Origin of the sequence: Pseudocalidococcus azoricus BACA0444, assembly GCF_031729055.1 — a bacterium.
Lineage (GTDB): Bacteria > Cyanobacteriota > Cyanobacteriia > Thermosynechococcales > Thermosynechococcaceae > Pseudocalidococcus > Pseudocalidococcus azoricus.
This window is the reverse complement of sequence record NZ_JAVMIP010000002.1, coordinates 250,681-268,920: the sequence shown is the minus strand read 5'-3', so window position 1 is coordinate 268,920 and position 18,240 is coordinate 250,681. Positions and strand designations below refer to the sequence as shown.

The 18,240-nt window shown below is 51.3% G+C and carries 17 protein-coding genes; 9 read left to right on the top strand and 8 right to left on the bottom strand.

From position 1 onward, the window contains the following. Positions 1-47: 47 nt before the first annotated feature. The 3 genes from RIF25_RS03740 to RIF25_RS03730 all read left to right on the top strand — a co-directional run bounded on the left by RIF25_RS03740 (position 48) and on the right by RIF25_RS03730 (position 3,192). Positions 48-1,454, top strand: a complete 1,407-nt coding sequence (locus tag RIF25_RS03740; RefSeq protein WP_322877211.1) for a DUF3352 domain-containing protein — start codon at positions 48-50, stop codon at positions 1,452-1,454. Between the two features lie 110 nt (positions 1,455-1,564). Then, entirely contained in the window at positions 1,565-2,524 is a 960-nt protein-coding gene (locus tag RIF25_RS03735) for a hypothetical protein (protein ID WP_322877210.1), read from the top strand. Positions 2,525-2,625: 101 nt separating this feature from the next. After that, positions 2,626-3,192 carry a TIGR04376 family protein gene (locus RIF25_RS03730; protein WP_322877209.1) on the top strand — a complete coding sequence of 189 codons (567 nt, stop codon included), beginning with the start codon at positions 2,626-2,628 and terminating at the stop codon, positions 3,190-3,192. Between the two features lie 18 nt (positions 3,193-3,210). Here the strand turns inward: RIF25_RS03730 and RIF25_RS03725 are convergent, their stop codons facing one another. Both RIF25_RS03725 and RIF25_RS03720 read right to left on the bottom strand, forming a co-directional pair. Next, on the bottom strand, positions 3,211-3,921 hold the full coding sequence (locus RIF25_RS03725) for a TVP38/TMEM64 family protein (RefSeq protein WP_322877208.1): 711 nt from the start codon (positions 3,919-3,921) through the stop codon (positions 3,211-3,213). A 95-nt stretch (positions 3,922-4,016) separates the two neighbouring features. After that, on the bottom strand, positions 4,017-5,747 hold the full coding sequence (locus tag RIF25_RS03720) for an ABC transporter ATP-binding protein (protein WP_322877207.1): 1,731 nt from the start codon (positions 5,745-5,747) through the stop codon (positions 4,017-4,019). A 164-nt stretch (positions 5,748-5,911) separates the two neighbouring features. On the opposite strand from RIF25_RS03720, the gene RIF25_RS03715 reads away from it, so the two are divergent. The 3 genes from RIF25_RS03715 (at position 5,912) to RIF25_RS03705 (ending at position 7,948) form a co-directional block, all read left to right on the top strand. After that, a complete protein-coding gene (locus tag RIF25_RS03715) occupies positions 5,912-6,160 on the top strand; it encodes a DUF3134 family protein (RefSeq protein ID WP_015126004.1) in 249 nt (82 codons plus the stop codon). Between the two features lie 38 nt (positions 6,161-6,198). After that, positions 6,199-7,320 carry a phospho-N-acetylmuramoyl-pentapeptide-transferase gene (mraY, locus tag RIF25_RS03710; protein WP_322877206.1) on the top strand — a complete coding sequence of 374 codons (1,122 nt, stop codon included), beginning with the start codon at positions 6,199-6,201 and terminating at the stop codon, positions 7,318-7,320. A gap of 94 nt (positions 7,321-7,414) precedes the next feature. Further along, entirely contained in the window at positions 7,415-7,948 is a 534-nt protein-coding gene (locus RIF25_RS03705; protein WP_322877205.1) for a pentapeptide repeat-containing protein, read from the top strand. Positions 7,949-7,974: 26 nt separating this feature from the next. Here the strand turns inward: RIF25_RS03705 and mazG are convergent, their stop codons facing one another. Next, positions 7,975-9,132: a nucleoside triphosphate pyrophosphohydrolase gene (gene mazG, locus RIF25_RS03700; RefSeq protein WP_322877204.1), complete on the bottom strand. Its 1,158-nt coding sequence runs from the start codon at positions 9,130-9,132 to the stop codon at positions 7,975-7,977. Positions 9,133-9,573: 441 nt separating this feature from the next. Here mazG and RIF25_RS03695 point away from each other — a divergent pair, with 441 nt between their 5' ends. Both RIF25_RS03695 and RIF25_RS03690 read left to right on the top strand, forming a co-directional pair. After that, positions 9,574-11,856: a RelA/SpoT family protein gene (locus tag RIF25_RS03695; protein WP_322877203.1), complete on the top strand. Its 2,283-nt coding sequence runs from the start codon at positions 9,574-9,576 to the stop codon at positions 11,854-11,856. A gap of 51 nt (positions 11,857-11,907) precedes the next feature. After that, on the top strand, positions 11,908-14,208 hold the full coding sequence (locus RIF25_RS03690; RefSeq protein ID WP_322877202.1) for a putative PEP-binding protein: 2,301 nt from the start codon (positions 11,908-11,910) through the stop codon (positions 14,206-14,208). A gap of 10 nt (positions 14,209-14,218) precedes the next feature. On the opposite strand, the gene RIF25_RS03685 is transcribed toward RIF25_RS03690, so the two are convergent. The 5 genes from RIF25_RS03685 to pheA all read right to left on the bottom strand — a co-directional run bounded on the left by RIF25_RS03685 (position 14,219) and on the right by pheA (position 17,501). After that, complete coding sequence (locus tag RIF25_RS03685) at positions 14,219-15,307, bottom strand: Get3/ArsA fold putative tail anchor-mediating ATPase NosAFP (RefSeq protein ID WP_322877201.1); 1,089 nt, start codon at positions 15,305-15,307, stop codon at positions 14,219-14,221. 2 nt (positions 15,308-15,309) lie between these two features. Continuing rightward, positions 15,310-15,582 (bottom strand): hypothetical protein, encoded by a 273-nt coding sequence (locus RIF25_RS03680; protein WP_322877200.1) that lies wholly within the window; start codon positions 15,580-15,582, stop codon positions 15,310-15,312. A gap of 63 nt (positions 15,583-15,645) precedes the next feature. After that, positions 15,646-15,930 carry a photosynthetic electron transport-dependent transcriptional regulator PedR gene (gene pedR / locus RIF25_RS03675; RefSeq protein ID WP_322877199.1) on the bottom strand — a complete coding sequence of 95 codons (285 nt, stop codon included), beginning with the start codon at positions 15,928-15,930 and terminating at the stop codon, positions 15,646-15,648. Positions 15,931-16,054: 124 nt separating this feature from the next. Then, positions 16,055-16,603: a cytochrome b gene (locus tag RIF25_RS03670; RefSeq protein ID WP_322877198.1), complete on the bottom strand. Its 549-nt coding sequence runs from the start codon at positions 16,601-16,603 to the stop codon at positions 16,055-16,057. A 25-nt stretch (positions 16,604-16,628) separates the two neighbouring features. Continuing rightward, entirely contained in the window at positions 16,629-17,501 is an 873-nt protein-coding gene (gene pheA / locus RIF25_RS03665; RefSeq protein ID WP_322877197.1) for a prephenate dehydratase, read from the bottom strand. A gap of 117 nt (positions 17,502-17,618) precedes the next feature. On the opposite strand from pheA, the gene RIF25_RS03660 reads away from it, so the two are divergent. Beyond that, positions 17,619-18,203 carry a DUF1997 domain-containing protein gene (locus tag RIF25_RS03660; protein WP_015125993.1) on the top strand — a complete coding sequence of 195 codons (585 nt, stop codon included), beginning with the start codon at positions 17,619-17,621 and terminating at the stop codon, positions 18,201-18,203. The last annotated feature ends 37 nt before the right edge of the window (positions 18,204-18,240 follow it).

Genomic DNA, 18,240 nt, shown 5'->3' with positions numbered 1-18,240 from the left:
GATCTGGGCTGGCCTGGGCTGGGAGGGAATTAAGCCCCCTGAGGTTTGTGCCTCGACAAGCGGCCTGGATGGTGACATTAACGCAACCCTTGAATAAGGTCTCTCCCCAAATGCGGCCGGTATTGTCCGAATTTTTTGAAAGCCAATGGGATGATCTGGGCCTGGGGCGGGCGGGTGGGGGTCTGTTGGCCTGGGATGCTGGTTTAACGCTGGTGAATATGAGTCCAATTTCAGCAAAAAACCCCCAACCTCTGTGGATTATCCCAATTAAAGATGCTGCCAGCACTGAAAAAGCCCTGAGCAAATTCTGGGAAAAATTGGAGATTACCCCTGTTGCCAAAACCTTCCAAGGCATCCCGATCCTCACTCCAGGCCCGGCTGTCTCCACTCCCTCGGTTGCGCTGGGAATTGTGGGGAATGATTATTTAGTGGTGAGCCAATCTGTCCAGGCCTTGGAAGAGTCTTTGGTCGCGGCCCAATCGGTCAATAATATCTTGGGAGCAAATTTCTATCGAGAAGCCAATCTTAACTTGACGGGGGACACCTGGGGCTTAAGTTATCTCAATCTCGGGACCTGGAGCCAAGACTATCAAAATGGGGATGTGATCAGTCCGGATCGCCTGTTTTTGCAATGGGAAAATCTGCAGAAACCTGTCTCTGGCCTGGGGATTGGTACAACCTTAATTAGCTCTAAACTGGCCCGAGAGGCTTCAGATTCGACTGCAACTAAACTTAATCTGGACATCTCGAAACGGTTTCCCAGTCATCCGGCCGCAGTAGGTTTGGGACATGATTTGCCGGATATTTTTAATCGACTGGATAAATTATTAACCGGATATGGGGCCGGACAGCCATTTTTGGCCCAAACCCGCCAGGCCCTGAATCGTTACTTGGGGATCAACCTTGAAACAGACCTTTGGCCCTGGTTGATAGGAGATTTTGGTTTGGCAATTTTTCCCCCTACCTCAGACAGTCACTCCCAAGCCCCTTGGTATTGGCAACTCACGACTCCAACTAATCCAACCGTCACGGCCGGCCTGGAAACCTTAGAAGCATCCTTGCAAAATCAGGGGTGGCTCACAACTCCCAGGGAATTTGAAGGGATTACCGCCCAGGCCTGGAGTTCAACCCCCGCTGCTCCCCCCACCTTTGTCCAGGCCCAAGATCAAACCTTCACCACCCTAGCAACAGAGATGACGGAACTACACCCCTCTGGGGCAGCAACCCAAACCCCGGCCTGGCAACCCCTTTTAACACTTGACTCGCCGGATATGCTGCTCCATCTGGATTGGGCCACCCATCAGCAGGCCTGGCAAACCACATTTCCCCTCCTGAAAGTCCTAGAAGTTTCTGCCCCCAGTCTGTTTGCACATCTGAACGGAATCACTTGGCTGGGGCTGGGACAACAGGGAAAAGTCTATCGGGGTGAGGTGATCCTGGCCTGGGAGAAATAATCTCGACTGATCCCTCCCTGTTTTGTATCAATCTTGGCCTGGGGACGTAATCAGAAAAAGATGTTTTTAGCCCGTCATCGCCAACGGATCATTCCCAGGATCGGCAGCCCATGATACAGACCCTTGCCCGTCAAAACCACCCCCAATCTGAACCCGCCTTATATCTGGTTGAATCCTGTCGCACTGACATTCACGCCAATCAGATGATGGACGAACTCTTCCGAGATATTGAAGCCTACCTCCAGGCCCCCAATCAACAACTCAAACGCCTGGCCCCTGCATCCACCTTGGCCCGCCCCAGCATCTCCTTAACTCAATCCTCAGCTGCAACGTCCCTCGGCTTGCAAACCTGGGACAAAATCAAAAACTTGAGTTCAGAGCGATACTTTATTGGCCTGGGTATAGCTTCCTTTCTCATGGCTGGGGGCCTACTGATTGGGGGAATTCTCCGCGACCAAGGAACCCCAACCTCAAACGTAAGTCCTCATCCTGGGGATGTTGAGTTTGCCCGCTATGCCTCCCAGGCCTTGGGGTCTATTCGCAGCACCTCACGGCCAACCCCCAACTCTGGTAATCAAGGCCTAGCCCATCCACCCTCCCCCGGCCTGGAGCCAACCACCATTATCAGTCAAGATGCCCAAGGCAACCGGGTTGAGCGGGTTTACATCCCCGTGAACTCCAATACACCCACAACAACCAATACTCCGGCAAATCTCTCCCCAACAGCAGTAGCTACCAGTCCATCTACCCCCCAACCCCTAACCCCCGTCCCGCCACCGCCTAATAATTTGGCAAAAGTTAACCAGCCTATGGTAGCGGCTAAAGCCTCCGTCCCAACAATGGCAACCAGTCTCCCTGCGCCCGTAAAGCCCCAAAACAATTTAGTTGGAGTGATCGAATTGGGGGATCGCTCTATGGCTTTGATTGCCCACAATGGCTTAGTCCAGAGGGTTTCCCCCGGAGATGTGATTGATAATTCCAATTGGCGGCTGACTGGGGTGCAAAAACAATCGGTTGTGTTGCAACGTGGTAGTGAAGTACGCACCATTCAGGTCGGTGAAACCTTTTAGGGGTTAGGGATTGTTGGTGTTTCCAGATTCAAGCTCCAATCTTTTTTTCATCCTCCCATCGCCTCGACTAAAATGAGCTTGTTCTCATTACCGACTCCGCCATGAAATTTCTAGAAGACCTCTCCGCCTTTTTAGAGCAACGTCTAGAGGATTTTTTGGCAGCTAATCCCGGCCTGAAGTTACAGATTCTTCTTTTGGAAGTGGAACAGCAGGAGACAGAAACCAGCCAACTCTTACAATCCCTCATGACTCAAAAACAACGGGCCGAACAAGACATCCTGGGCCTGGTGGCCGAGATGCGGAAATGGACTGAGCGGATTCAAAAAGCAGAGGCCGCCCATCGCCCCGATCTGGCCCAGGCCGCCCGTCAACGGGAACAAGACCTCCGACAACGCGGGAATCTGCTATGGCAACAGATGACCCAATCTCAGCAGCAAATTCCTGCTACCCAGGCCCTGCTGGAAAAAATTAAAGTTCGCCGTCAGGAAATCCAAGCAGAAATCCGCAAACACCAAACCCAGGCCCCGCCGCCACCCTTCTCCAAATCGGCCTCAGCCCCCTCACCCCCCTCTAGCTTTGGTCAGTCCTTAGATCCTCTAGAAGCAACGTTTCGGGAAATGGAATTAAAAGAAGCCCTCGAGGAACTGAAGCGGAATATGTCTCTCTAGTCCCCCCAGGAATCTAACCTAGGATTTAGAGCTTTGCTGCCTCCGTAACTGTTTCCAAAGGATGGGTAAGACGGACAATAGCACCAGGCCAAGACTGACCAAAATAATCGGCATCGGATTGCCACTGACTGCCAACTGATCTCCCGCCACCCCAAACCAGGTATAGAGAACAATACTCGGAATCAAGCCAACAAACGTACCCAGGCCATAGCTCCAAGTGTCAATGGATGTCAGTCCAAACAAAAAATTGACAAAGCTAAAGGGTGAAAAGGGAGCTAGACGGACAGCCAGGACAAAGGAGATCGGGTTAGCCTGGACGGCCTGGTTAAACTTCGTCACATACTTATGGTTGCCAAATTTCCGCTCTGCCCAGCCATGTAACAAGTAGCGAGCCAACCAAAACGCCCCCATCGCCCCCACTGTGGCCCCCGTCAAGGCCCAAACACTCCCCCAAACCAGGCCAAAAATTGCCCCTCCCGCAATGGGAAAGAATGTCGCTGGCAAACCCACAACTGTGGATAGGGCAAATAGGCCCACAAACAGGACAACGGCCCAAGGCCCCCAACTGCGGATCATCGCCACCAAAGCTTCATAGTCAAATAACCAGCGCAACGGCCCGGCCAGAGCGATACCTAAGACAATCCCTAGCCCCACCAAAAGCCAAAACTTGGGATTTCGGGATAGCCTTGACCAGATCTCTAAAAGGCGTTGCATTGTAGGGTGACTCATTTAAGACTCTGATTGAGATCAGTCAAGAAATGGGTGATGGGTCGTCTGGCCAAGGTTTCTAATCTCCCAGAATAGTCTGCGCGACGCGGTGGTCGTTAATTCGGTAACTGTTGGGCATAAAAACGGGCATAACGGGAAGTTCCCCCCTCTTGATGCATCAGTTCATAATGGGAACCGGACTCCACCACCCGACCCTGTTCAATCACCAAAATCCGATCCGCTTTGCGCACCGTTGTTAACCGATGGGCAATAATAAACACGGTTCGATCCTGCATTGCCCGCTCTAGGGCTTCCTGAACTAACTGCTCCGAAGTCGAATCCAAGGCTGAGGTAGCTTCATCCAAAATTAAAATCCGCGGATTCAGCAGTATGGCTCGGGCAATGGCTAGGCGTTGACGTTGTCCCCCGGATAAATTTACCCCCCGCTCCCCTAACCATGTTTCGTAGCCCTCGGGCAGTTGATCAATAAATTGGTCGGCATTGGCAATTTTGGCAGCCTCCCGGATCGCCTCATAGTCCAACTCCCGCTGTCCAAAGGCAATATTCTGAGCCACAGTCCCGGAAAACAAGACCGTTTCCTGAGGAACAATGCCAATTTGTTGCCGGAGGCTCCTCAGACTAACCCCGCGAATATCAATCCCATCTATGAGAATTGATCCGGCCTGGGGATCATAAAAGCGGGGTAGGAGGTTCACAATCGTGGTTTTCCCGGCCCCAGAATGACCGACAAAGGCAATGACTTCGCCTGGGAGTGCCAGTAAGTTAAATTGCTGTAATACAGGTTGTCCAGAGCGATAGGCAAAGGAGACATGACGATATTCAATCTTGCCTGATAGGGGCGGTAGGGGCGGGGCCTGTTTTTTCTCCTGAACATTGGGTTGGAGTTGAAATAGCTCAAAAACCCGATCCACAGAGGCCTCGGCCTGTTTGTATTCATTAAAGTTAGCCGTCACGGCGTTGATTGGATCAATCAGCAGGGCAACCCCGGCGACAAAACTCAGAAATTCGGCTCCAGTCAGTTGCTTCGCGCCAATTTGCCAGGCCCCGAGCAAAAACAGAATCATCACACTAACGGATTCTAAAAACCCAACCACAGGATGTTGAATGGCTTTGACTCGTTCGGCAGCATAGCGGGCCTGGCGATTTTTTTCCGCTGCTTTGTGAAACCGCTGAATCTCATATTCTTCGGCCGCAAAGGCTTTGACTAGACGAATGCCACTGAATACCTCCGTCAGGAGCGCAGAAAGATTGGAAATCCGGTTTTGACTCAGGCGGGAAAAGTTGAGAATCCGGCCGCCAAACCAGGCCACCAGGGAAGCCATCAAGGGAGCCACAATTGCGGTTGCCAACGTTAATCGCCAGTTGAGGTAAAACAAATAGCTCAAAATTGTCAACATCGTTAACGCGGCGGGTAAAAACTGATGAAATCCCTTATGGACTACTTCTCCAACTCGATCCACATCTTCCGTGAGGCGATAGGTTAAATCTCCGGTGGCCGCCGTTTCAAAATAGTCCAGGCCGAGAAACTGTAAATGACGATATAAACTTTGGCGAATGTCTAAGGTCATCTCTAAAGCGGCCTGGGCCATGAGGGTATCTTGCCCAAACTGGAGGAGACCCCGAATAAAAAAGAGCAAGGCCCCGCCCCCGACCCACTGCAACAGGCCGGGAATATCCCCTGCGCCAATCAGGGCTGCGGCTTGACCGACTAGGTAAGCAATTAAGGGTACGGAGCCGACAAAACCAGCCATTAAGACTAGGGCTAAACCAATGGTGCGCCAATGGGGTTTGAGATAGGGAATTAGAGCTTGGTAATTAGATTTCAAAGGACGTTACGCAACGGGCACACTCATTATCATCCCAGCCTACCCTGCTCCATAGATGAAATTGAGGAGAATTTATCGGGAGAACCGGCCTACTTAAGTCACCGCCAGAGGAGTCTGATTTTGTTATGGTAAACAATGGCGAATTATTTGGTTAAGTTTGGATCATGCCCCTGAACAATCCTTCACTGTATGAAGAACCCCTCGAACAGAAAAATTTAGCAGCCCATGCTCGCCCCGAGTTATCAGTGTTGGATTGGCTGGAGCAATCGGGACGACTGGTTAAACGGGATCAAGCTGAAAAAGACATTATCATTGACGGCGGTGGCCTGGACGAAATTGGCGATATTGATGAATTTGCCCCGGACGATGTGGCCGACTTTGAGGAGGAAGACGAAGCAGATGATGATCTGTAAGCTATTAGGGTGATACCTCTTTCCGTGGCATTGTTCCTATGTCTGAACCGATAACCCAGGCCCCTGTAGTGTTTTGGACGGGGAGACGGCTGTTTCTTGGCCTGTTAACCGCCTTATTACTCTGGGTTCTCGGCCTGGATTTCCTGACGGGTTCTGGGTTTGATTGGCAACAATCCTTAAGTCTTCCCTTTGGCCTGGGAGTTATCTTAACCGCTTGGGTTGGAGCTTGGGTGGTTCCTCTGCTACGGCAATTAAAAGCGGGGCAAATTATCCGCGAAGATGGCCCCCAATCCCACCTGAAGAAAACGGGTACGCCGACAATGGGGGGGATTTTTATGATTCCCACCGGCCTGGGGGTTGGGGTAGTTTGGGCTGGGGTGACTCAAGGGGAAATTCCAGTAACTGCCCTGGCAATTGCGGCATTAACCTTGGCCTTTGGTGCGATTGGCTGGTGGGATGATTGGCAAGTTTTAGTCCGCAAGTCCAATAAGGGGATGTCCGCCAAGTTACGGTTACTGTTTGAGGGCCTGGCGGCGGCGGGGTTTTGTGCTTGGTTGGCTACAGCAAATCCCACAGTGACTACGATTGATTTTCCTTGGGGTTGGCTTTTACCCTTGGGGTTATTGTTTTGGCCCCTAGGGATATTTGTCTGTACGGCAGAAGGAAATGCTCTAAATCTCACCGATGGCCTGGATGGGTTGGCGGGAGGAACGGCGGCGATTGCCTTGATGGGATTAGCCGTCTTGGGGGGGGCTGAGCATCCTGAAGTGACAATTTTAGGGGCCAGTCTGAGTGGGGCCTGTTTAGGGTTTCTGGTCCATAATCACAATCCAGCCCAGGTCTTCATGGGCGATACCGGGTCATTGGCCTTAGGGGCGGCTCTGGCTGGTTTGGGCCTGGTCAGTCAAAACCTCTGGGAGTTATTTATCCTCAGTGGTCTCTTTTTTGCTGAGTCCCTGTCGGTGATTGCCCAAGTTGGATATTACAAAGCCACGAAAGGCCCCGATGGCATTGGTAAACGGCTGTTCAAAATGGCCCCTCTCCATCATCATTTTGAGTTGAGTGGTTGGACAGAATTACAAGTGGTTGCCAGATTTTATTTGATTGTCGGGGGCCTGGTGTTGCTCTGTTTCGGCTTTAATTTCAGGCAAGTTTATTAAGCAACTCCTGATTGGCTGAGATAATTTTGGCAATTTACAACGGTACGCCCTGCGCCTACATTGGGTTTAGGGAAGCATCTCATCGGAGCAAACCATGTTGAATGTCACGGCGGTTGCCATCCATTTTCCCGCTTGGTTCAAGTTCCAGGCCCGGTCAATTTTTGCGGCGTTTCTCTTGGCCATGCTCCTGATTTTGGGGTTTGCCCTTCCCGCCCAGGCCGAGAACTACACCAAAGAAGCCTTGGTTAACTTTGACTTTTCGGGGCAAGACTTACGGGATTCTGAATTTACCAAAGCCAATTTGTTCCACAGTAATCTCAGCCATACGGATTTACGGGGAGTCAGCTTTTTTGCTGCCAACTTGGAAACGGCGGATTTGACGGGGGCGGATTTACGGGTAGCCACGCTGGATACGGCCCGGTTTACCAAAGCCAACTTAACGGATGCCAACTTAGAAGGCGCATTTGCCTTTAATACAATTTTTGATGGGGCAATTATTGACGGGGCAGACTTTACGGATGTGGATTTACGGCCAGATGCCCGGAAAATGCTGTGTAGTGTTGCCAAAGGGGTGAATCCTGTAACGGGTCGGGCTACCCATGACACCTTAGAGTGTGACTATCTTTAGACGTTTCTGCCGAAAACCAGGCCCCCCTAGGATTCGCCTAATTCTGGAGTCACTTCAGGGGAAGTCGGTTCTGGGCCTGGGGCAGGGATGTCTGGGGATGGAATCTGGGCCTGGTCACGGAGGGCTTTTTTGGCCTGTTGCCAGAAGGTTTCTAGTTCAGCCAGGCTATAGTCCGAAAGGGGGCGGTCAATGGCTGCTTCCATTTTTTCGAGGCGTTGAATAAAGCGGCGATGGGTTCCCTGTAAAGCCTTGATCGGATCCAACTCACTCTTTTGAGCCAAACAAATCACCGTAAACAGCAAATCCCCTAGCTCCGACTCCTGCTCCGCCAGGCCTCCCTGTAATAAACTTTCCTGAAACTCAGCCAACTCCTCATAAAATTTTTCCCAAACTCCGGCAATATCCGGCCAATCAAATCCAGCCGCGGTGGCTTTTTCAGCAATTTTGATCCCGGCCTGTAGGGGGGGTAAGGTCCGGGCATAGCGATCCAGTTTTTGGCTCAGCGGGGGTTCACCATCATATCCTTTTTCTTGGGCTTTAATGGTTTCCCACTGGAGATGCACCTCTTCAGGAGTCCTTAACTCAACGTCAGCAAAAACATGGGGGTGGCGGCGAATCAGTTTTTCGGTAATCCGAGTGGCTACATCGGCAAGTGTGAACTGAGCGGACTCTTGGGCAATTTGGGCCTGGAGAATCACTTGCAAAAGTAAATCCCCTAGTTCCTCAGCAATGGCCTGGGGGTTCTGATCCTGAATTGCGGCAACCACTTCATAGGCTTCTTCAATCACATAGGGGGTGAGAGTTTCCGGCGTTTGGGCCAAATCCCAAGGGCAACCGGTTTCAGGGTGTCGCAGTTGCGCCACAACGTTCACTAGGGCCTGGATCGCGCTCAAGGGAGGGGTGGGTTGGGGGGGGAGGTAAATTTGACTGGGAGCGGGACTGTCTGCTTGCTGAAGCCAAATCTTGAGGGGGAGAGTTTGGCTGGTTTGTTCAGAAAAGATCAAGGTAATGGGATAGTCCGGGGCATAGAGGCTCAGGAGTAAGTCGGCCAGTTCCAGTAATGTTTCGCCCGCCAATAAATTGGTGATCAGATGGGGCTGGGCTAAGTTGAGATCAGCGGTCTGGGCCATAAATGCTGCTGCTGGCAAGACCTGTAAGTGGGTGAGGATGGGGCCTGGCAGCATAAAAATTAGTTGGGTTCCAATGCGGATTTAGAAAAATTATAGTTTATTGGTTTCTTGGACTCATGTTTCCTGACGCTTAATCTGCTGGATACATAGCTCAAATGTATCGTTTCTAACGATTAGCAAGTCGCGATTACCAACTGTGCAGCCCCAGATAGCAATATCGAATCAACAAAACGAGCTTGCCTGGCGATGCCTACCTGATTCCCATCATTTTAAAAATCGTCTGTGTGATTGGCGCATTCTTAACCCATTGAAATCTCTGCTGTAATTATCGAGTAACGATTGTTAAGGCACTCTTGTTTAACCCCAGATATAGTGACATCATCGCAATGCCTTTTGGAGTGTACTCTGTCTGGAATTGCTTGTGTATCAGTCTATACAAGATTGTAAGATTTATATACAATGAGATGACATGACCCCAGGCCTGCTCAAGTTCCTATGAATGCATTGGCACCCCCTGTCCCCACAGATATATTGGTTCCTGATTGGTTACAAGCGTGTTTACTGGAACCCAATGCCGATGATGGGCAATCTTTAATCTGTCGAGCTTTTACTTTTGCTTACGATCTGCACACCGATCAAAAACGGGCCTCCGGGGAACCCTACATTGCTCATCCCGTGGCGGTGGCGGGGTTATTGCGAGATTTAGGGGGTGGAGCAGCCTTAATTGCGGCCGGATTTTTACATGATGTGATTGAGGATACGGTGGTCACGGGGGAGGAGCTAGAGGTTCAATTTGGCCCGGAAGTTCGCTACCTGGTCGAAGGGGTGACCAAGCTGTCTAACTTTGACTTTTCCAGCAAGACGGAACGCCAGGCCGAGACCTTTCGCCATTTATTTTTGGCTATGGCCCAAGATATTCGGGTGATCATCGTCAAATTGGCGGATCGGCTCCATAATATGCGGACATTAGAATATCTCAAGCCGGAAAAGCAAATTCGGATTGCCCAAGAAACCAAGGATATTTACGCGCCCTTAGCAAATCGGCTGGGAATTTGGCGGTTTAAATGGGAACTAGAAGATTTGTCTTTCAAGTATTTAGAGCCGGAAGCCTATCGAAAAATGCAGGAGTTGGTGGCTGATAAACGGGCCATTCGGGAAGCCCAATTACAGGAGGCTTTAAATCTACTCCAAGAGCGAATGGGAACCTTAGGCTTTGAACATTTGGAAATTTCCGGGCGACCGAAGCATCTCTATAGTATTCATCAAAAAATGCGGCGGCAACAAAAGGAGTTCCATGAAATCTATGATGTGGCAGGTATTCGGGTCTTAGTCGCCAACAAGGACGAATGCTATCGGGCCTTAGCTGTTGTCCATGATTGTTTTCGCTCCATGCCTGGCCGGTTCAAGGATTACATTAGCTTGCCAAAGCCAAATCAATACCAATCGCTGCATACGGTGGTCATCGGCCTGGGGGGACAGCCCTTAGAAGTCCAAATTCGCACCACAGAGATGCACGCCGTGGCTGAAAACGGGATTGCAGCCCACTGGAAATACAAGGAAACCGGTGGTTCACAGCCCAATAAGTGGAATGCCCGTGATGAAAAATTTACCTGGCTGCGGCAATTGTTAGATTGGCAAAACGATCTGAAAGATGCCCAGGAATACCTCAACAGTGTTCGAGATGATCTGTTTGACAATGAAGTTTATGTCTTTACTCCCCAAGGCGATGTGAAATCCCTCCATCAAGGGGCAACTCCGGTAGATTTTGCTTACCACATTCATACGGAAGTCGGGAATCATTGCGCTGGGGCCAGAATCAATCAACGCATCGTCCCCCTCGATACGATTCTCCGCAATGGGGATATTGTTGATATCATCACCCAGAAAAATGCCCATCCCAGTTTAGATTGGTTAAATTTCGTGGTGACGGAAACAGCCCGCAACCGCATTCGCCAATGGTACAAACGCTCCCATCGTGAGGAAAATATCCAACGGGGTCGAGAATTACTGGTGAATGAATTGGGTAAGTCGGGCCTGGATGCACTCTTAAAATCGGCCCGGATGCAAGCGGTGGCCGAACGCTGTAACTACCAGGCCGTGGATGATCTCTTGGCGGCTTTAGGTTATGGGGAAATTACCCTCAGTCTAATCGTTAATCGGCTGCGAGAAACCGCTAAGGCCGTTGAACCCGATGCCCAAGCGCTAATCAATCTGACCCATAGTAGCCCGAAAGTCATCCCACCTCCTTCTGGACGGGCTAGTGAATCCCCAATCCTGGGTATTGAGGGTCTGGTTTATCACTTGGCAGGTTGCTGTAGTCCTGTCCCTGGAGAGCCAATTATTGGGATTGTCACGTTGGGGAGTCGGGGAATTTCGATTCATCGCCAGGGCTGTGCCAATGCGGAAAGTATTCCCGGTGAACGGCTGATTCCGGTGCGTTGGAATCCACAGGCTAAAAGCAATCGCCCCCCAACTTATGCGGTGGATGTCCAGATTGAAGTGATTGACCGAGTCGGTATCCTGAAGGATATTTTAATCAGATTGACCGATAATCGTATTAATGTCAGTAATGCCCAAGTCAAAACCTTTCCGGGACAAACCGCTATTATTGATTTAACGATTGATGTCACTGATGCGAATCAATTAGACCAGACCTTTACCCAAATTAAGAAAATTACAGATGTGGTCAGTCTGCGGCGACGGCAACAGGGCGGATCAGGGGGAGGTAAACCTGGGGGGGATGTGACAGTTCCGGTGGAAATCCCAGCGGCATTGTGATCTGTGTCGGGATTTAAAATCTCTTGTTGTGGCGACTCTGAGTTAGGGCCTGTGACAATCGCATTTTTGCAACTCGATCAAGATTGTCAATGTTTGGCCCCCGGCCTGGTCAGGAGTGAGGCTCAATGTCAGGATTGCCTGAACCAAGGCGCGGCGGGGCAAATCCTCCTGAATCCGCAGTTACAACATCTCTTCCATCTTGAGCAGCATCGGGTGAAATTGGCGGCCAGTGCGATTTTACTCAACGGGGCCTGGGAGGTTTACCGAGCCAATCTCAGGAAGCCCTGGACTAATTTGCAAGCCACTATCAGGGATCAATCGACTGATTTTTCTTGGCAACAGGCCGCCCAACAGTTACAAACTCGATTGCCAGAATTCCCAATTGCTGAGTTAGAGCCGTTAATACAGGTGATCCAGGCCTGGGACTGTGGCTATTTACGCCTGATTCCCTATCTCAGCCACCCCAGTCCTGAGCAACAGTTTCCCCCTGATTTTTGGCCGGGATTGGTGGTCGAAGTGAGTCAACTATCCCCTGGCCTTGGGCAACTCTTTGGCCAACTGTTCCAGGCCCGCGCGCTCATCCAATGGCAGCAACGGCAGATTAATCCCCTTGACCTGGGCCTGGAGGTGTTAATTCAGTCGGTTGTCCCTTGTATTGCCACAGGTTGCGCCACCTTTGCTGCTGGGGTCTGGCACATCACGGCTGTTTCTGAATTGGCCGATGGCGAGACGACCATGACCCCTGACCGCTATGACTTGGAGGCCACTACCTTCAAACTCCGCCAGACTCACCTGGGCCAAAAAGATCATGCCAACACCCTCACCCCAGGCCTGGGAGTCACCCTCATACCCCTCCCGGCAACCATAGACCAGGGCATGATCTTGAGAGATGACCACCTAGAAAACCTGACCCAACTCCTCAGTACCCTTCCCCTATCAATTCAACCAAAACCATTGTGCTACGGTTGGCAGATTCCGACAGAACCCGGCCTGGCCCAGATTAGCCGCGTGAGTGACCAGTTACCCGAACATCCGCCAAACTCCCACCAACTCCACCTCAAACCCTTAGCCACTGGGATCATCGCCACACCTGGCCAAGCCTTAGGCCCAGCCCTCGTGATCACAGAATCCATGGCCGCTCCTGATTTTAGTAGTCAGCAGTCGGGATTTATTTGGGTTGTTGTCAACGTTAATCCAGAATGGTTGCCGAGGTTGCGGGGGGCGGCGGGCCTGGTCTGTGAACGGGGCGGCCTGGCATCTCATGGGGCAATTTTGGCACGAGAATTGGGGCTACCAGCGGTGATTGGGGTCTTGGACGCGACTCGGAACATTCGCAATGGGGATGTTTTATACCTTGATGGTCAAACGGGTCATGTTGCCCATGTCACGGAAATAACGCCGGTTCTCCAACTCAGGCCGCCAGTCCGTTTTGCCCCACCTCCCGGCCCACCGCCGCCTACCCCCAGGCCAGCCCTTCGGACGCAACTCTATGTCAACCTCAGCCAGGCCCAGGCCCTAGAACAGTTACCCAAGCTGCCCATCGCCGGGGTTGGCCTATTGCGCTCAGAAAACATTTTTTTGGAACGTTTGGGCGGACAACATCCCACTCTCTGGTTTAGAGAAAATCGCCAGGCCCAACTTCAAGCTCGGTTTAGGCAGGGCTTAGAACCCTTCTTTGCGGCCTTTGCCCCCCGGCCAATTTTTTATCGTTCCCTAGATTTACGCTCCCATGAACTACGGGGGTTAGTCGGGGGCAACCAATATGAACCGGATGAAGAAAATCCAGTTTTGGGGTTACGGGGTGTGGCCCGCAGTTGTTTGTACCCGGAATTATTCCAACTGGAACTGGCGACCCTAAAACAAATTCACCAGCGGCATCCCAGCCCAATGCGCTTTGTCTTACCTTTCGTCCGCAGTTGTGAAGAAGTCGCCTTTTGTCAGGAACAACTGAATTTAGCCGGAATCTCCCGTGTTCCAGATTTTGAGCTGTGGGTGATGGCGGAAGTGCCAGGAATTTTGTTTATGTTGACAGATTTAGCCGGCCTGGGGGTGAAGGGGATTTCCATTGGTAGTAATGACTTGACCCAATTAATGTTGGGGGTAGATCGGGAGCATTCCCACCTCGGCCAGCAGTTGAATGAGAATCATCCGGCCGTCAAAGCCGCCATTGGCCAACTGATTCAGACGGCGCAACGACTTGGCCTGGCCTGTAGTTTGTGCGGGGAAGCAGCCAGTGTCTATCCCGATTGGGTGGAATGGCTGGTAGGGTTGGGCATTGATGGTATTTCCGTCACCCCCGAAGCATTAGGTCGCACTTGGGAGACACTCCAACGCTACCAGCCACGATCCTGAGTTAAAGGACTTAAAAGCTGATTACTAAATAGGGAGCTTCAAACTTACCAGCGGTGACAGGCTGATTTTGTAACTCGGGGGGGAGTTGTATATGTCGGCGCTGATCCGCTGCTTCAATGGTAATTTCACCGTTAAATTGGGTCAGTTTCACGTCTTGTTTTGCCAGGCCAGGTAAAAAGACCTTAATTTGTCGCTGGCTAACATCAATGTCTTGGCAGGGGGGAGCCTTGAGGGGGGTGTCTAAATTGGGCAGGCTAGCCACATCAACCAGGCCCCGGTCATTACCCCTTAAACCTTGGACAGCCAGGGGGCTAAAGGCAGCCGTTATGTCCTCAATTGCCGCCGGGTTAATCATTGGCACCAAGACTTGGGCAATTGGGACTTGAACTTGTTGACTGGCTCCCCACAACCACTGAACCTGTTTAATGGCAATGGGATCCGGGGTGGTGACTAAATAAACCTGCAATTGTTGAGGATCTGCGACAGCCCTTAAGCCTTTTGCGACCCATTCTTTACCTTGACTGAGGGCCGTAGAAAATTTTTGAGGATCAAAGTTGGCCGCTAACAGGGCAGTTGCAATTGGCCCCCCCATGGCATTGGCAATTTTCACGGGGTCTAGGTCTTCTAAAATGCCACCAAAGCGCCGATAGTACCAGGCCACGGCATGGGGCAAGCCAATAAATCGCAGCGTCGTGGTTGGATCAGCTCCGGCATAAACGAGGACATCGTAAGCACCACTCTGATAGTGCTGACGGAGGGCATTGAGGGTGAGAAATAAATCCATTCCCGGTAAGACCATCAATTCTCCGGCATAGACCTCACTGCCGAGGACATCAGCGGGGACATAATCTCGAATCAATTTCCGCAACTCGTCCCAGGCCCCCCCCAAGCTATGAATGGCCCGCAGTTCGACAATATCTAGGTTTTGGGTCAGAGGTGTTGGTTCCTGCGTAAACTCACTGCCACAAAGATATTTGAACCGGATGCCAGGGGTGGGCACAAGGATTAAAGTCTTTTGGCCGGCCTGGGCATGGCCTTGGGCGATTGCATAGGCGGTGGGTTCAATGTCATTGCCTAAAAAGGCCACTACCTTGGGCATAACTAGCTTTCTCCATAGGGTTGCCAGGCCCCGAACTGTTGGGCGTAATAGTCGAGGATGTTTTGGACATATTGGGCATCCGCAGCCGATAAACTCTCTGGGGCGTGAATTTGGATGCCACCAATTTGACTGGCCAGGTAATCAAAGGGGCCGGGCAAGGGGGGTAAAAGCTCGACCGTAACTCCGGGTAATTGTTGGAGATGGGCTTGGACTTCCCGATAGACCGCTAGGGGGAGTTGGGGACAGCTTAAGGGAGTTGAGGGGCTAACAACCATGCCAATTTCACCAAACCTTGCCCCCCGCCGCTCAGTCCTAATCTTCAGGAACAATCCCCAATCCTAGGCCTGGGATTCATTCACAAGAGGGGAGCGGGTGGGCAATGGACAACAGTTAACATGATCTAAACAAACCTTCCCCCATTGCAAGGCCCAGCGGACAAGGGCAACCCGATTATCGGTTTTAGTTTTGGTGAGAATATTGCTGATGTGGTTGTCAACGGTACGTTTGCTGATGTCCAGTTCCACGGCAATTTCTTGATTGGTCAATCCCGCCGCCACTAATTCAATCACCTGTAATTCACGTTCGGAAAGAAGGGGGTAGTCTTGGGTGTCAGTGGTTTGCATTGGCCTGGGTTAGTCCGTATAAATACTCAGTGGTTTCTTCGATTGTAGGGGGTGTAGTCAATCATATCCCTAAAAAATATTTAACTGGATCAGTAATTTTACCTAGGGGCTTGTCCACACTCTCTTAAGTAAAATATCGCCGCCACTGGGCCTGGACAAATTTTTTCTGGGCCATAACGTGAACCACAATGGTCAGCAAAAAGGTGTAGGCCAACCAAAAATGCAAGTCCTGGCCCAACTCCACCGCTTGAGGATTAACGGGGAATAGATCCGGTAGGGTAATTCCAAATACTTGCACAGAACCACTCCGGCGAGAGTTGGAAAACAACAACCCACTTAAGGGCACAACCACCATAAGCAGATAGAGGAGGCAATGGAGTAAAAACTTCTGCCACCAGGCCGGGGAGAACTTGGGTAACTGTTTGGTATATTTGCGCCACCAGACCCGCAGCAAGACCAGGAACCGGGCCACCAGAAGGAGTAAAACAATCACCCCCAGGCCCTTATGGAAGTCATACATTTCGCTGCGGCCAGGGGTTCCACGGGTTAGGCGGGCCATAATCGTGCCTGTGGTAAACAAAATCAGGAAGCACCAGTACATGGCCCAATGGAAAGACATTAATAATTGAAAGGCAGAATTGACACGGGTTTTGACCGTCAACCACTGGGCCATATCGTCAGCAAGCCTCCTTAGTTCGTTACACCATTGCCAGGGAATAGCTACCCCAAACGTGCAGGACTTCTGTGCGGGTTTGAAGTTCCTCCAGGGCGGTATGGATAATCTCCACATTCTCGCCAACTTCTAAGTCTAAGAAAAATAAATAATCTCCCAAGCTACGTTTACTGGGCCGGGATTCAATTCGACTGAGGTTAATATTGCGCTCGGCAAAAATCAAGAGGGCCTGCACCAATGCTCCGGGACGATTTTTGGGCAAACTAAAGGCCAAGGAGGTATGGCTATCACCGGCCTGGGGCCAGCCGTCGCTCTCTCGGGGTTTCATCACCCAAAAGCGGGTACAGTTTATCGGGGCATCGCCAGTGTGGGGATAGGCTTGAATATCGTGGGCAAGGATCGGCAGGTTGTGGAGTTGGGCCGCCCGCATGGAGGTAATGGCAGCAGTAGTGGGATCGGTGGCGGGATAGGCCAGGGCCGCGCTGGTGGAATTGGTGGGAATCTGGCTAGCTTGGGGTAAAAACTCCTGTAACCAGGGCTGGCATTGACCAAGGGCTTGGGGATGTGAATAAACTTTTTGAACTTTTGTTAAATCGCTGGCCTGGGTTACAAAAGCATGGGAGATTGGCAAGACAAGGGCCTGGGTAATTTGAATGTGTTTCAACTGCCAGAGGGTATCAAGGGTCATATTGACGCTGCCCTCGAGGGAATTTTCCACGGGGACAATGGCATAGTTAACCTCACCCCGATCCAAGGCCTGGAGGGATTGAGCAATACTCGGATAAGGGTGTAAATCAAAGGTCTCGGGGTGTTTCAGACTGAGTGTGTTTCCAAATGCCAAGGCCGCCATCTCCGCATAGGTTCCGGCGGGACCAAGGTGAGCAAGGGTGATGGGCATGGGGCAAGGTTCCAAAACAGGTGAAAGGCTTGTTTAGAGTTTGGGTTGGGGATAAACCGCCCACTGTGGAAATATTGTAAACTTAGGTTAAGAAAGTTAAAGGGGTTCTCAGGTTATATGTATCTCCACTTTACGGCTAACCAAACTGTAACCCTGGATGTGCCTAGTCATCCTACCCCCATCCAACACTATTTACGCCAGCCCCAACGCCTTGTCCATGCCCTGACTGACCCAACCCGAGTCGAGCTTTTGGGGGAACATTGTTTTCGTTTAAAAATGCGCCCCGTGAACTTTTTGATGATCACCTTGCAGCCCGTGGTGGATATGGAAGTTAAGGCCGCAGCAGATGGAAGTATTCGCCTACGCTCCAAGGCCTGTGAAATTCGCGGGGTGGACTATATCAATCAGCGGTTTCGTTTGGATCTGATTGGCTATTTACGGCCGGAAGTCACCCCCAACCAAACTAAACTGATTGGCCAGGCCGACTTAAAAGTGGGTGTTGATATGCCGCCCCCCTTATCTTTAACCCCCCTGCCAATTTTGGAAGCCACGGGCAATGGCCTATTAAAAAGTGTCCTCCTGACCATCAAACAGCGCCTGATGCACCAACTTTTGGCCGATTATGGGGCCTGGCTGGAGGAGCAACACCCCCACGAACTCCCCGCCGAAGAGGGTATGGTGACTGTCCCAGGCCTGGTTTGAGCCACTATTTCGGGCTGATCAACGTGCCGATACTGTC